The organism is Pseudomonas migulae (assembly GCF_043225285.1).
GTDB classification, from domain to species: Bacteria; Pseudomonadota; Gammaproteobacteria; order Pseudomonadales; family Pseudomonadaceae; genus Aquipseudomonas; species Aquipseudomonas migulae_C.
This window is the reverse complement of record NZ_CP171224.1, coordinates 4,530,206-4,543,883: the sequence shown is the minus strand read 5'-3', so window position 1 is coordinate 4,543,883 and position 13,678 is coordinate 4,530,206. Positions and strand designations below refer to the sequence as shown.

The following is a 13,678-nucleotide window of genomic DNA, read 5'->3' as shown; positions in this document are numbered from 1 at the left end:
TTGGGGAGTGCACTGGTCAGGTAACCACCACCCAGGGATGCGACCCCCAATGAAAGCAAGCCCAAAAGCCCTTGGCGGTCGGTGGCCGAGTATAGACAGTTAGGCTACTAATGACAACGCGTTCACCTTCCCCTAATAGCGCATTGCACAAGTTGCATAAAAGGCGTAAATGGCAGTCAATTTCGAGGAAAAAGTCCGGTTAAAGCCTTCTGGAGCAAGACTTTAGGCAAATTGACATTCGAATTTATCTCACTATAGTGGTGCGGGCCCTGCGTGGGGGGTCTGTCTGATGATTTCAAGCATAAATAGGAGGCCACATGGCTGACAAAAAAGCGCAGTTGATCATCGAGGGCGCAGCCCCCGTCGAGCTGCCCATTTTAACCGGCACCGTTGGTCCCGATGTTATCGATGTTCGGGGCCTGACGGCCACGGGCCGTTTCACCTTTGACCCTGGTTTCATGTCGACCGCTTCCTGCGAGTCGAAGATCACCTATATCGACGGCGACAACGGCATTCTGCTGCACCGCGGCTACCCGATCGAACAGCTGGCTGAAAAGTCGGACTACCTGGAAACCTGCTATCTGCTGCTCAACGGCGAACTGCCGACCGCAGAACAGAAGGCCCAGTTCGTCAGCACCGTGAAGAACCACACCATGGTTCACGAGCAATTGAAGACCTTCTTCAACGGCTTCCGTCGCGACGCCCACCCGATGGCCGTCATGTGCGGCGTAGTCGGCGCCCTCTCGGCCTTCTACCACGACTCCCTGGACATCAATAACCCGCAGCATCGCGAAATCTCCGCGATCCGCCTGGTTGCCAAGATGCCGACCCTGGCAGCGATGGTTTACAAGTACTCCATGGGCCAACCCATGATGTACCCGCGCAACGACCTGACGTACGCGGAAAACTTCCTGCACATGATGTTCAACACCCCGTGCGAGATCAAACCGATCAGCCCGGTGCTCGCCAAGGCCATGGACCGGATCTTCATCCTCCATGCCGACCACGAGCAGAACGCATCGACCTCCACCGTACGCCTGGCCGGCTCTTCGGGTGCCAACCCGTTCGCCTGTATCGCCGCCGGCATCGCTGCACTGTGGGGCCCTGCCCACGGCGGCGCGAACGAGGCTGTTCTGACCATGCTGGACGAAATTGGCGATGTGTCGAACATCGACAAGTTCATCGCCAAGGCCAAGGACAAGAACGATCCGTTCAAATTGATGGGCTTCGGTCACCGCGTTTACAAAAACCGCGACCCACGCGCTACCGTCATGAAGCAGACCTGTGACGAAGTGTTGAAGGAACTGGGCATCCAGAACGATCCGCAACTCGAACTGGCCATGCGCCTGGAAGAGATCGCCCTGACCGACCCGTACTTCATCGAGCGCTCGCTGTACCCGAACGTCGACTTCTACTCGGGGATCATCCTCAAGGCGATCGGCATTCCGACCAGCATGTTCACCGTGATCTTCGCTCTGGCGCGGACCGTTGGCTGGATCTCCCACTGGAAAGAAATGCTCTCCAGCCCGTACAAGATTGGCCGTCCGCGCCAGCTGTACACCGGCTACGAGTCGCGTGACATCACCAAGCTGGAAGACCGCAAGTAAGACTTGTCTTGCGATAACGTCTTGAAGTTGTACCGGGAACGGCCTCTATTTATATAGGGGCCGTTTTTGTTTGTGCGCTTTGGGCGGTGTGCATATCCATTCCTGCGGTAACGCCTGCTATTGGTTTCGCCCTTACGGCGAGTCACTTGCAAAAGCGGCAAGTAACCAAGCGCTCTTGCCCCTTTCGTTCGGTGCCTCGCCTAGGCTCGGCATTCCCTCGCTCCGGTCCTGCTCCGTGGGCCCGCCGCGATCGGCCATCCATGGCCGTGCGCGGCCTCTCGAGGGGGCGACCACCGCCACAGCCGCCGAGGCGGCCTGGTAGCCGACCTGGCTCTTTTGGTGTCCGTGTTGTTCTTGAACGCTGCGCTCCCCCATTCCGGATATGTATGCGTTCTCCCCGTAGGAGCCGGCTTGCTGCGGGCGGCGTTCCGACGATGGCGTCCGTTCAGCCAATAAATGTGTCGACTGACCCACCGCTATCGCCGGCAAGCCGGCTCCTACAGGGGATCGGGTTCACACGGTCAAAATTGTAGGAGCCAGCTTGCTGGCGATGGACGTCAACAATGGCGCGGGCTGTCTGAATAAACGCGGTGCCTGGACGTTTTTCGCGAGCAGGGCTCGCTCCTACAGGGTTGCGTTCGCTTTGCTTGGGTTTTTGATTTTGATCTTGATCCACCCGCCCCTTCGGAAGGCTGAGTGGAGGCGTTCATCCGGGGATTGGCGCGCAGCGCCGTTCGACGCAGTCGAACTCATCGCATGTAGGTGCCAGCGAAGCCAACCGGAGGGCGATGCCCCCGGATGAATGCCGGAGCGAAGGAACCCCGAGCCCTGGCGAGGGGCCGGACGCTCGGGGCGAGCCTTTTTTGCTTACTTTTTTTGGCGTTTGAAAAAAAGTGAGTCGCCGTAAGGGCGAAACCATAAGCGGCCGTTACCGCAGCAATGGATATGTACCCGACCAACAAGAGACAGGCCGGCTGACCGATAACCGCCCAATAAAAAATGCCCCGATCTCTCGACCAGGGCATTTCTGTTTTTACTGCAACTTAAATCAACAATCCTGAAGCTTTAGTGCGAAACCGCCCCACTCGCCCCCAAACCCGTCTGCGAACGTACAAACTGCGGGAAGAACAGCGCCCGCTCATTGTCAGCCGCAGTCGACTTGTCAGTGATCGAGAAGAACCAGATCCCCACAAACGCAATGATCATCGAGAACAGCGCCGGGTATTCATACGGGAAGATCGCCTTCTCGTGATGCAGGATCTGCACCCAGATGGTCGGACCAAGGACCATCAGGCCAACGGCACTGATCAACCCCAACCAGCCACCAATCATCGCACCGCGGGTAGTCAGCTTCTTCCAGTACATGGAAAGCAGCAGCACCGGGAAGTTACAGCTCGCCGCGATGGAGAACGCCAGGCCCACCATGAACGCGATGTTCTGGCTTTCGAACAGGATGCCCAGACCGATCGCCAGCACCGCCAGGCAAATGGTGGTGATTTTCGAGACGCGGATCTCGTCCTTCTCGTTGGCCTTGCCCTTCTTGATCACGCTGGCATAGAGGTCGTGAGACACCGCCGAAGCACCGGCCAGGGTCAGACCGGCCACTACTGCCAGGATGGTCGCGAACGCAACCGCCGAGATGAAGCCGAGGAAAATACTGCCACCCACCGCGTTGGCCAGGTGCACCGCCGCCATGTTGTTACCGCCCAACAGCGCGCCAGCCGCGTCTTTGAAGGCCGGATTGGTGCTGACCAGCAGGATCGCGCCGAAGCCGATGATGAAGGTCAGGATATAGAAGTAACCAATGAAACCAGTTGCGTAGAGCACGCTCTTACGCGCTTCTTTTGCGTCACTCACGGTGAAGAAGCGCATCAGGATGTGTGGCAGGCCAGCGGTACCGAACATCAGTGCCAGACCCAGGGAGAACGCGGAGATCGGGTCTTTCACCAGACCGCCCGGGCTCATAATCGCCTCACCTTTCGGGTGAACCTTGATCGCCTCGGAGAACAGCATGTTGAAATCGAAGTTAACGTGCTTCATGACCATCAGCGCCATGAACGAGGCACCGGACAGCAGCAGCACAGCCTTGATGATCTGCACCCAGGTGGTCGCCAGCATGCCGCCGAACAGCACGTACATGCACATCAGGATACCGACGAGGATCACCGCGACGTGATAATCGAGACCGAACAGCAGCTGGATCAGCTTGCCGGCACCGACCATTTGCGCGATCAGGTAGAACGCCACCACCACCAGCGAACCGCAAGCGGACAGCGTGCGGATCTGGGTTTGCCCGAGGCGGTAGGACGCCACGTCGGCAAAGGTGTATTTACCCAGGTTACGCAGGCGCTCGGCGATCAGGAACAGAATGATCGGCCAGCCCACCAGGAAGCCGATCGAATAGATCAGGCCGTCGTAGCCGGAGGTGAACACCAGCGCGGAAATACCCAGGAAGGACGCCGCGGACATGTAGTCGCCGGCAATCGCCAAACCGTTCTGGAAACCGGTGATCTTGCCGCCGGCCGCATAGTAATCGGCCGCCGAGTTGTTTTTCTTCGATGCCCAGTAAGTGATGTACAGCGTCGCGCCAACGAACGCCACGAACATCAGGATCGCGGCAACGTTAAGCGGTTGCTTCTGTACGGCGCCGGTCAGGGCGTCAGCCGCCCAGGCGCCCGGAGCGAAGGCTGCGATGCTCAATAGAGCCATTAGACGCCGGATCATTGCTGAGCCTCCTTGAGAATCGCATTGTTCAGGTCGTCGAATTCGCCATTGGCGCGTCGAACGTAGATCCCGGTCAGGATGAAGGCCGAGACAATCAGCCCGACACCGATCGGTATGCCCCAGGTAATCGATGATTCAGGGCTGAGTTTCGCCCCGAGTACATGCGGCCCGTAAGCGATCAGAAGGATGAATCCGGAGTAAAGCCCAAGCATGATCGCCGAAAGAATCCAGGCGAACCTTTCTCGCTTGCTAACCAGCTCCTTGAAGCGCGGGCTGTTTTGAATCGAGAGGTAAATGCTGTCGTTCATTGTTTTTATCCTCGCAGCACAGATTATTGTTGGAACGGTATCCACTCTATGCGGCTGCGAGACAGGTTCCAGACGACCTTAGTATTAGAACGACATGACAGAATCGCCATTTGTAGGAGCGAGCTTGCTCGCGATGGACGTAAACGAAAACGCGTACTGACTGAAAGAGCGCGGTGCCTTTACCTCCATCGCGAGCAAGCTCGCTCCTACAGAAAAGCAAAAAGCCCCTTGGCTATTACGCCAAGGGGCCTTGAGAAGCGCCGACCAGAAACGTCAGCTCACATCATTTGGTCCAGTCCGCAACGCGCTCAGGGTGCTTGGCAACCCAATCCTTCGCCGCGGCTTCAGGCTTGGCGCCGTCCTGGATGGCCAGCATGACTTCGCCGATTTCGTCTTTCGACGCCCACTGGAAGTTCTTCAGGAACTTGGCCACTTCAGGAGCCTTAGTTGCCAGTTCTTTGCTACCGATGCTGTTCACGGTTTCAGCCGCGCCATAAACGCCTTTCGGGTCTTCCAGGAAGCGCAGTTTCCACTTGGCGAACATCCAGTGCGGCACCCAACCGGTGACGGCAATGGATTCGTTTTTCTTCTCGGCACGGGTCAGCTCGGCAATCATGCCGGCGCCGGAACTGGCCTTGAGTTGATAGCCGGTCAGGTCGTAATCCTTGATCGCCTGCTCGGTTTTCAGCATCACACCCGAACCGGCGTCGATGCCGACAATACGTTTTTTGAAGCTGTCGTCGGTTTTCAGGTCATCGAGGGTTTTAGCCTTGACGTACTCCGGCACGATCAGGCCGATTTTTGCGTCCTTGAAGTTCGGACCGTAGTCGACCACCTGATCCTTGTTCTTGGTCCAGTATTCGCCGTGAGTCACCGGCAGCCACGCGGACAGCATGGCGTCGAGTTTGCCTGTGGCCACACCCTGCCACATGATCCCGGTAGCGACGGCTTGCAGCTTCACGTCATAACCCAGCTTTTGCTTGATCACTTCCGCCGCCACGTGCGTGGTCGCTACGCTGTCGGACCAGCCGTCAACGTAACCAATGCTCAGGGTTTTGGTCTCGGCGCTGGCCATCGTGGAGCCAATCGCAAGCACCAGAGCGGCACCTGCGCCTAAAAGTCGTCGCATCTTCATCGTTACTTCCCCGAAAGTGCTGCGCTCGACGGGTGCCGAGTCGCGTCAACGTATTGTTATGGTGCTCAGCGCCCCCATCACGCCTCACCGCAAACTCGTTCGATCATCAGCGCTATTTATCAATGGGGCTACTGACGCATTGATAATCAACCTGACGCCAACCTGAACCTGTGCTGCCAGCGACCTCAAGGCATCGAGAAACGACATCAGAACGCCATTAATTACGACGCGTTGAAAGGCCTCGGGCAATCCGCCCGAACTTTGCATGTCAAAATTATGCGAGGCACCAAGCGCAAGACAAATGCGGGTAACATGCCCGGCTTTGCTCCCATACGGCCTGACCATGCCCGCGACCTCACGCTTTCCTTTTCTTGCTTATTTGTTCGCCTGCCTGCTCGGGCTTTTTGCCCTCGGCGGCTTTTGGTACGGGCTCGGTAAACCTGTAGTCCTGCCGGACGTCGCCAGCGCGACACACAAGTTGCAATGCGCGTCCTACACGCCGTTCGACAAGGACCAATCGCCGTTCGATCAGCCATTCAAGCTGCGCCCCGAGCGCATGGATGCCGACCTCGCTCTGCTGGCCACCCGCTTCGAATGTATCCGCACTTATTCCATGACCGGCCTCGAGGCCCTGCCCGACCTGGCGCGCAAGCATGGTCTGAAGTTGATGATCGGCGCCTGGATCAACAGCAATCCGGTGGACACCGAGAAAGAAGTCGACCTGCTGATCGCCTCCGCCAACGCCAACCCGGACGTGGTGACCTCGGTGATCGTCGGCAACGAAACCCTGCTGCGCAAGGAAGTCACCGGCGCGCAACTGGCCAGGCTGATCAACAAGGTCAAAAGCCAGGTCAAGCAGCCTGTCACTTATGCCGACGTCTGGGAGTTCTGGCTCAAGCACCCGGAGATCGCCCCGGCGGTGGACTTCCTCACTATTCACCTGCTGCCGTACTGGGAAGATGACCCGTCGAACATCGACGCCGCATTGCAGCATGTTCGCGAAGTGCGCCAGGTGTTCGGCAACAAATTCGCCCCCAAGGACGTGATGATTGGCGAAACCGGCTGGCCGAGCGAAGGTCGCCAGCGCGAAACCGCCTTGCCTAGCCGGGTCAATGAAGCCAAGTTCATTCGCGCATTCGTCATCATTGCCGAGCAGGAGGGCTGGCACTACAACCTGATCGAAGCCTTCGACCAACCGTGGAAACGCGCCAGCGAAGGGGCCGTCGGTGGTTACTGGGGACTGTTTGACGCCGACCGCCAGGACAAGGGTGTGCTGGCAGGTCCGGTGTCGAACGTGCCGTACTGGTCGCAATGGCTGGCGGTGGGTGGCGTGATCTTCCTTGTCACGCTGTTCCTCGGCGGTCGCGTCCGCAGCACCCGCTCGGCACTGGTGCTACCGCTGCTCGGCGCGCTGGCCGCCTGCTCGATTGGGGCCTGGGGCGACCTGGCAAGGGTCACCACGCGGTTTACCAGTGAGTGGTTGTGGGTCGCCTTGCTGACGGGTCTTAATTTGCTGGTGCTGACGCATGCCGCATTGACATTGAGCGCCCGTACCGGCTGGCGTGAACGGGCCTTCAACATTCTCGAGCGGCGCGCGGGCTGGTTACTGGCGGTCGCCGGTTTTGCCGCGGCGGTGATGATGCTGGAGCTGGTGTTCGATCCGCGCTATCGCAGCTTTCCGAGCGTCGCATTCATCCTGCCAGCGCTGGTTTACCTGTGCCGCCCGGTCAGCGTGCCGCGTCGTGAAATCGCCCTGCTGACCTTCATCATCGGTGCCGGCATCGCGCCGCAGCTGTTCCGGGAAGGTTTGCAGAACCAGCAGGCCTGGGGCTGGGCGCTGGTGAGTGTGTTGATGGTGGCGGCGTTGTGGCGCAGTTTGCGGGTTCGTCAGGGCTGAGGGCCCCATCGCGAGCAGGCTCGCTCCCACATTTGATCTCCATCGTTCACATAATTTGTGCTCACTGAAGATCTACTGTGGGAGCGAGCCTGCTCGCGATGACGATCTGTCAGGCGCTACGAGACGCCCGGACCAGACGCAACCCCGCAATCACCACCGCAAACACCGCCATCGTCGTGTTGTACAACGCCAGCGCCGGAAACCCGAACACCAGCGCCAGCACCGCCAGCCACCACCCTGCCCATCCCGGCAACACGAAGCCGATCACCGCTGACACCAGCGCCGCCCAGCCCAACACCTGGAAATGAATCATCAGCCCCAGGTTTGATCGGACCACGCACTCCCAGCGACTCGCATCGTCCACGCAAAGGCCGACCCACTGCGCATCTTCCATGAAGCCGTAACGCGCGCCATAACTGGCGGCCAGCCATAAAGGCAACAGAACAAGCAGCAAAATCACGGGCAAGCGGCGGGACATGAAGCACTCCAATTAATCGAAAACGGCGGCCAGCTTAATCCCCCGCCAGCCTTACGCAAGCGTTAACAACAGTTAACTGGGCAGTCAATCACTGCAAAGTGTATCGTCCAGCTACTATTACTCCGAAATTAGGCCTGATTGGTGCCGTACCATGGCACTTTGGCGCAACCCCGGTGGTCATAGCCTGCGAACTTCATTCGGCACCTTTCTCTAAGGGATCTAGTCATGCTCCGTTCCTTGCGCTTCGCCGCTCTGTTTGGCGGCCTTATTTTGAGTGCGTCTGCACTGGCGGCCGATATCGACGCCGCCAGCTACGGCTATCCCTTGACCAACCCGTTCGAGGCGACGATTGCGACGACGCCGCCGGACCTGCGTCCGGAGTTGCCGCTAGACGATGACATCGACCAGGAAACCCGCACCGTCACGTTGCGCCCGGAGCGAGAGTTCGAACTGCCGGACAACTTCTGGCCGGTGAAGAAGCTCACCTATCGCATTGCCACCCAGGACAAGGCCGCGCCACTGATCTTCCTGATCGCCGGCACCGGTGCACGCTATGACAGCAGCCTCAACGAATACCTGAAAAAGCTCTACTACAAGGCCGGTTACCACGTCGTGCAGTTGTCGTCGCCCACCAGCTTCGACTTCATGAGCGCCGCTTCACGCTTTGCCACGCCCGGTATCACCAAGGACGACGCCGAAGACATGTACCGGGTGATGCAGGCCGTGCGGGCACAAAACCCGAAAGTGGCCGTCACCGACTACTACCTGACCGGCTACAGCCTGGGGGCCCTGGACGCAGCCTTCGTCGCGCACCTGGACGAAACCCGCCGCAGCTTCAACTTCAAGAAAGTCTTGCTGCTCAACCCGCCGGTCAACCTCTACACCTCGATCACCAACCTCGACAAGCTGGTCCAGACCGAGGTCAAAGGCATCAACAACAGCACCACGTTCTATGAACTGGTGCTGAACAAACTGACCCGCTACTTCCAGCAGAAAGGCTACATCGACCTCAACGATGCCCTGCTCTACGACTTCCAGCAGTCCAAGCAGCACCTGACCAACGAGCAGATGGCCATGTTGATCGGCACGTCGTTCCGCTTCTCCGCGGCCGACATCGCCTTCACCTCGGACCTGATCAACCGTCGCGGCCTGATCACTCCGCCGAAAACCCCCATCACCGAAGGCACCAGCCTGACGCCGTACCTCAAGCGTGCCCTGCAGTGCGACTTCGACTGCTACATCACCGAACAGGTGATCCCGATGTGGCGTGCCCGCACCGACGGCGGCAGCCTGTTGCAACTGATCGACCAGGTCAGCCTGTATGCCCTGAAGGATTACCTGCACGACAGCCCGAAAATTGCGGTCATGCACAACGCCGACGACGTGATCCTCGGCCCGGGCGACCTCGGTTTCCTGCGCAAGACTTTCGGCGATCGCCTGACGCTTTATCCACTGGGCGGCCATTGCGGCAACCTTAACTATCGCGTCAACAGCGACGCCATGCTGGAGTTCTTCCGTGGCTAAATACCTCCTGCTTATCGCAGCGTTACTCTGTGCAGGCGTCGCGAATGCCGACAACAGCAAAGCCAACGCGCCGGTTGTCATCGACAACGATGGTTTCAAGGAACCGTTGAGCAAACTCAAGTTCAACCCGGGCCTGGACCAGCGCGAGTTCGAGCGCTCGACCCTCAGCGCGCTGGCCGTCTACGACCCGCTGGAAGAGTGGAACCGCCGGGTGTATCACTTCAACTACCGCTTCGACGAATGGGTCTTTCTGCCGGTGGTCGACGGTTATCGCTACATCACGCCGAGTTTCCTGCGCACCGGCGTCAGCAACTTCTTCAACAACCTCGGCGACGTGCCGAACCTGATGAACAGCCTGCTGCAGTTCAAAGGCAAGCGCTCGATGGAAACCACCGCACGCCTGTTGCTCAACACCACCATCGGCATCGCCGGCCTGTGGGACCCGGCCACCGCCATGGGCCTGCCGCGCCAGAGCGAAGACTTCGGCCAGACACTCGGCTTCTACGGCGTGCCGGGCGGCGCTTACTTCGTGCTGCCGATCCTCGGCCCTTCCAACATCCGCGACACCGGCGGCCTGGCCGTGGACTTCACCGCCGAGAACGCGATCAACTTCCTGAACGTCGCCGAAGTCAGCTCCAACCATCCGGAACTCTGGGTCCTGCGCAGCATCGACAAGCGCAACCAGACCAGCTTCCGCTATGGTCAGCTGAACTCGCCGTTCGAATACGAGAAGGTGCGCTACGTGTACACCGAATCGCGCAAGTTGCAGATCGCCGAGTAATTCATCGGCGACAAAAAAGGCCATTCGATGTGAGTCGAATGGCCTTTTTTCACGCGTTGCTTCCAACTCAAAACTTCCCTGTGGGAGCGAGCCTGCTCGCGAAGAGGCCTTAACATTCAACATCCACGTTGACTGGTACGCCGCTTTCGCGAGCAGGCTCGCTCCCACAGTTGGTTAGCGCCAGGCTTCAGCCTTTCACTGCCTTCCAGATTTTGCTTACAACCATCACCACCGCCAACACCACAGCACCCGCGACAATCCCCGCCACCGCATTCAGCAACGTCGGCACGATAAACCCGGCACCGCCCGCCCCTGCGCTGACGTTTTCGATCCAGTGATGAACCACCGGCACGCCGTGGGTCAGAATCCCGCCGCCCACCAGGAACATCGCCGCGGTGCCGATCACCGACAGGCTTTTCATCATGTACGGCGCCGCACGCAAGATCCCGCCGCCGATGCTTTTGGCCATCTGGCCAGGCTTCCGGGTCAGCCACAGACCGAGGTCATCGAGCTTGACGATGCCCGCCACCAGGCCGTAGACGCCGATGGTCATGACAATGGCGATACCCGACAGCACGATGACCTGCTGACTCAGCGAAGCACCGGCCACGGTGCCGAGGGTGATAGCGATGATTTCCGCCGAGAGAATGAAGTCGGTGCGAATGGCGCCCTTGATCTTGTCCTTTTCGAAGGCCACCAGATCGACCGCCGGGTCGGCCACCGCCTCGACCAGTTCCGCGTGCTCGGCCTGATCTTCAGCCTGGCTGTGCAGGAATTTGTGCGCGAGTTTTTCGAAACCTTCGAAGCACAGGTAAGCGCCGCCCACCATCAGCAACGGCGTGACCAACCAAGGAATGAACGCACTGATCGCCAGCGCCGACGGCACCAGGATCAGCTTGTTGAGAAACGAGCCCTTGGCCACCGCCCACACGACCGGGATTTCCCGTTCGGCACGCACGCCGCTGACTTGCTGGGCATTCAGCGCCAGATCGTCACCGAGCACGCCGGCGGTTTTCTTGGCGGCCATTTTGGTCATCAGCGCCACATCGTCGAGTACCGCTGCGATGTCGTCGATCAGCACCAGCAAACTGCTTCCTGCCATGAATCAGGTGTCCTTTTGAATGGAATGCTGCGCAGCATAGCGCGGCCGCGCGCCGCATGGGGCATTCTTGAGCGGCGCGCGAGGCCGGTGCTACCATGCGCAACCGCCAGAACAGGCAAGGAACCCCCTGGTTTATGAGCACTATCCGCGAGCGCAACAAACAACTGATCCTGCGTGCCGCCAGTGAAGAATTTGCCGACAAGGGCTTCGCTGCGACCAAAACCAGTGATATCGCAGCCAAGGCCGGATTGCCCAAGCCCAACGTCTATTACTACTTCAAATCCAAGGAAAACCTCTACCGCGAGGTATTGGAAAGTATCATCGAGCCTATTCTGCAGGCCTCGACGCCGTTTAATCCCGACGGTGTGCCCAGTGAAGTGCTGAGCGGCTACATCCGCTCGAAAATCCGCATCTCCCGCGACCTGCCCTTTGCCTCGAAAGTGTTCGCCAGCGAAATCATGCACGGCGCCCCGCACCTGAGCGCCGACCTGGTCGAACAACTGAACAGCCAGGCCAAACACAACATCGACTGCATCCAGACCTGGATCGACCGCGGCCAGATCGCCCCTATCGACCCCAACCACCTGATGTTCAGCATCTGGGCCGCGACCCAGACCTATGCCGACTTCGACTGGCAGATCACCGCCATCACCGGCAAGGCCAAGCTGGATGAAGAGGATTATGAAGCGGCAGCGCAGACGATTATCCGGTTGGTGTTGAAGGGGTGTGAGCCGGACTAAAGGTCTTCGCGAACAGGCTCGCTCCTACATTTGGAATGCATTTCCCTGTAGGAGTGAGCCTGCTCGCGATGAAGGCAACTCGATTTCAGTTCAAACCCAAACAGCATCCCACAACGGATAGTCGCCAAGATTTTCAACCAGCCCAGCCCGCAACGGGTTGGCTACCACATATCGAGCCATCTTCACCAAATCCTCTTCCCGCCGCAGTGCTCGATCATGAAATCCTCTCTGCCAAAGGCTGGTGCTTCGACCGGTAGACTGCTTTATGGCTTTGGTACTCATCGACTTGGTTTTTTGCATCAGCTCACTCAAAGATCCCTTCTGCAACTCAATTAACCAATGAAAATGATCTGGCATGACCACCCAAGCCAACGAGTTCGCAGAGCCTAGATTCTGCGCATTACGAAATTGATCGACCACCAGCCGGCCCAAGGTGAAATCCTTGAAAACCGGGACTCTGTTTATTGTGTTGGTGGTTAATAGATAAATTCGACTGGCTTCGGCATAGCGACCGATTCGCAATCGATTTGCGGCAGGTAAATTCGGCATTCCTTAGCCTCCCGTGATTAGGTCACGAGAAGGCTAGCTCTGTGGATTGAAGTGGGTGGGACAGACTTTTGGCTGGATGTGTCTGGTAGATAGCTATCGCGAGCAGGCTCACTCCTACAGCGGATTCAGGTGTTCAGACATTTTGTGTCAGACCACGATTCTGTAGGAGCGAGCCTGCTCGCGATGGCATTTGCTCAGGCGTCAAAGATCAAGCAGTAACCCCCGCATCCGCCCTCAATCCCAACGCCTCAATCGCATTGATAGCGCACTGCTCATCAACATCCGACAAATCCCCGCTGATGCCCACCGCTCCCAGTACATTTCCGTCCTGATCCCGGATCAACACACCACCCGGTGCCGGCACCACGCTGCCCTGCCCCAGGCTGTTAAGTGCGGCAATGAACGCCGGGCGTTGCTGGGCGTCCAGGGCCAACAGGCGTGAGCCCTTGCCCAGTGCGATGGCGCCCCAGGCTTTGCCGATGGCGATCTGCGGTCGCAACAGGCTGGCGCCGTCTTCGCGTTGCAGGGAAACCAGGTGTCCGCCGGCATCCAGCACGGCGATGGTCAAAGGGGCCGCGTTGATTGCACGCGCGGCGGAGATGGCCTGGCTGGTCAGGTTGACTGCCACTTTCAAGGTTAAAGCGCTCATGGTGCCGTCCTCATTTTGTTATAGGGAAAGCGGAGGGACTGTGCGCAAGTGCCGCAGTCCGATGCAACAAATAGAACACAATGAGTTATTTTTTTGTATACAATAATTATCGAAAAGCGTCACATGCGACGAAAAGCCACAGCAGAATGGGCTTCCGACGAATGAAACAGTCGCTTGAGAAAAT

The 13,678-nt window shown here is 58.6% G+C and carries 12 protein-coding genes; 5 read left to right on the top strand and 7 right to left on the bottom strand.

Going from position 1 to position 13,678, the window contains the following annotated elements; all coding sequences use genetic code 11:
- The first annotated feature begins 317 nt into the window (after positions 1-317).
- A complete protein-coding gene (gltA, locus tag ACF6ZU_RS20830; RefSeq protein ID WP_392886569.1) occupies positions 318-1,607 on the top strand; it encodes a citrate synthase in 1,290 nt (429 codons plus the stop codon).
- A gap of 1,065 nt (positions 1,608-2,672) precedes the next feature.
- On the opposite strand, the gene ACF6ZU_RS20825 is transcribed toward gltA, so the two are convergent.
- The 3 genes from ACF6ZU_RS20825 to ACF6ZU_RS20815 all read right to left on the bottom strand — a co-directional run bounded on the left by ACF6ZU_RS20825 (position 2,673) and on the right by ACF6ZU_RS20815 (position 5,774).
- Positions 2,673-4,331 carry a cation acetate symporter gene (locus ACF6ZU_RS20825; RefSeq protein WP_392886567.1) on the bottom strand — a complete coding sequence of 553 codons (1,659 nt, stop codon included), beginning with the start codon at positions 4,329-4,331 and terminating at the stop codon, positions 2,673-2,675.
- Positions 4,328-4,639 (bottom strand): DUF485 domain-containing protein, encoded by a 312-nt coding sequence (locus ACF6ZU_RS20820; protein ID WP_060539902.1) that lies wholly within the window; start codon positions 4,637-4,639, stop codon positions 4,328-4,330. Before ACF6ZU_RS20820 ends, ACF6ZU_RS20825 begins: the two co-directional genes overlap by 4 nt.
- 283 nt (positions 4,640-4,922) lie before the next feature.
- On the bottom strand, positions 4,923-5,774 hold the full coding sequence (locus tag ACF6ZU_RS20815) for a glycine betaine ABC transporter substrate-binding protein (protein WP_392886565.1): 852 nt from the start codon (positions 5,772-5,774) through the stop codon (positions 4,923-4,925).
- Positions 5,775-6,075: 301 nt separating this feature from the next.
- On the opposite strand from ACF6ZU_RS20815, the gene ACF6ZU_RS20810 reads away from it, so the two are divergent.
- The gene (locus ACF6ZU_RS20810; RefSeq protein WP_392886563.1) at positions 6,076-7,671 is read left to right on the top strand and encodes a beta (1-6) glucans synthase; all 1,596 of its coding nucleotides are present in this window, start codon (positions 6,076-6,078) and stop codon (positions 7,669-7,671) included.
- A gap of 109 nt (positions 7,672-7,780) precedes the next feature.
- Here the strand turns inward: ACF6ZU_RS20810 and ACF6ZU_RS20805 are convergent, their stop codons facing one another.
- On the bottom strand, positions 7,781-8,149 hold the full coding sequence (locus ACF6ZU_RS20805) for a hypothetical protein (protein ID WP_392886562.1): 369 nt from the start codon (positions 8,147-8,149) through the stop codon (positions 7,781-7,783).
- A gap of 225 nt (positions 8,150-8,374) precedes the next feature.
- Between ACF6ZU_RS20805 and ACF6ZU_RS20800 the strand changes: the two genes are divergently transcribed.
- Together ACF6ZU_RS20800 and ACF6ZU_RS20795 are read left to right on the top strand one after the other, a co-directional pair.
- A complete protein-coding gene (locus ACF6ZU_RS20800; RefSeq protein ID WP_392886560.1) occupies positions 8,375-9,673 on the top strand; it encodes a serine/threonine protein kinase in 1,299 nt (432 codons plus the stop codon).
- Positions 9,666-10,454 (top strand): VacJ family lipoprotein, encoded by a 789-nt coding sequence (locus ACF6ZU_RS20795; RefSeq protein WP_392886557.1) that lies wholly within the window; start codon positions 9,666-9,668, stop codon positions 10,452-10,454. The genes ACF6ZU_RS20800 and ACF6ZU_RS20795 overlap by 8 nt, the downstream gene beginning before the upstream one ends.
- 187 nt (positions 10,455-10,641) lie before the next feature.
- Here the strand turns inward: ACF6ZU_RS20795 and ACF6ZU_RS20790 are convergent, their stop codons facing one another.
- Positions 10,642-11,556, bottom strand: coding sequence for a DUF808 domain-containing protein (locus ACF6ZU_RS20790; RefSeq protein WP_392886555.1), 915 nt, complete (start codon positions 11,554-11,556; stop codon positions 10,642-10,644).
- 134 nt (positions 11,557-11,690) lie between these two features.
- On the opposite strand from ACF6ZU_RS20790, the gene ACF6ZU_RS20785 reads away from it, so the two are divergent.
- Positions 11,691-12,296 carry a TetR/AcrR family transcriptional regulator gene (locus ACF6ZU_RS20785; protein ID WP_339556648.1) on the top strand — a complete coding sequence of 202 codons (606 nt, stop codon included), beginning with the start codon at positions 11,691-11,693 and terminating at the stop codon, positions 12,294-12,296.
- A 90-nt stretch (positions 12,297-12,386) separates the two neighbouring features.
- Here ACF6ZU_RS20785 and ACF6ZU_RS20780 read toward each other — a convergent pair whose 3' ends face one another.
- Together ACF6ZU_RS20780 and ACF6ZU_RS20775 are read right to left on the bottom strand one after the other, a co-directional pair.
- Positions 12,387-12,845 (bottom strand): transposase, encoded by a 459-nt coding sequence (locus tag ACF6ZU_RS20780; protein WP_392886552.1) that lies wholly within the window; start codon positions 12,843-12,845, stop codon positions 12,387-12,389.
- A gap of 208 nt (positions 12,846-13,053) precedes the next feature.
- Complete coding sequence (locus tag ACF6ZU_RS20775) at positions 13,054-13,494, bottom strand: heme-binding protein (protein ID WP_392886550.1); 441 nt, start codon at positions 13,492-13,494, stop codon at positions 13,054-13,056.
- Between the last annotated feature and the right edge of the window lie 184 nt (positions 13,495-13,678).

Coding starts and splice junctions, on each gene's coding strand:
- ACF6ZU_RS20805 (WP_392886562.1), bottom strand. CDS start 8,149: ATGTCCCGCCGCTTGCCCGTGATTTTGCTGCTTGTTCTGTTGCCTTTA.
- gltA (WP_392886569.1), top strand. CDS start 318: ATGGCTGACAAAAAAGCGCAGTTGATCATCGAGGGCGCAGCCCCCGTC.
- ACF6ZU_RS20800 (WP_392886560.1), top strand. CDS start 8,375: ATGCTCCGTTCCTTGCGCTTCGCCGCTCTGTTTGGCGGCCTTATTTTG.
- ACF6ZU_RS20780 (WP_392886552.1), bottom strand. CDS start 12,845: ATGCCGAATTTACCTGCCGCAAATCGATTGCGAATCGGTCGCTATGCC.
- ACF6ZU_RS20820 (WP_060539902.1), bottom strand. CDS start 4,639: ATGAACGACAGCATTTACCTCTCGATTCAAAACAGCCCGCGCTTCAAG.
- ACF6ZU_RS20775 (WP_392886550.1), bottom strand. CDS start 13,494: ATGAGCGCTTTAACCTTGAAAGTGGCAGTCAACCTGACCAGCCAGGCC.
- ACF6ZU_RS20815 (WP_392886565.1), bottom strand. CDS start 5,774: ATGAAGATGCGACGACTTTTAGGCGCAGGTGCCGCTCTGGTGCTTGCG.
- ACF6ZU_RS20790 (WP_392886555.1), bottom strand. CDS start 11,556: ATGGCAGGAAGCAGTTTGCTGGTGCTGATCGACGACATCGCAGCGGTA.
- ACF6ZU_RS20785 (WP_339556648.1), top strand. CDS start 11,691: ATGAGCACTATCCGCGAGCGCAACAAACAACTGATCCTGCGTGCCGCC.
- ACF6ZU_RS20810 (WP_392886563.1), top strand. CDS start 6,076: ATGCGGGTAACATGCCCGGCTTTGCTCCCATACGGCCTGACCATGCCC.
- ACF6ZU_RS20825 (WP_392886567.1), bottom strand. CDS start 4,331: ATGATCCGGCGTCTAATGGCTCTATTGAGCATCGCAGCCTTCGCTCCG.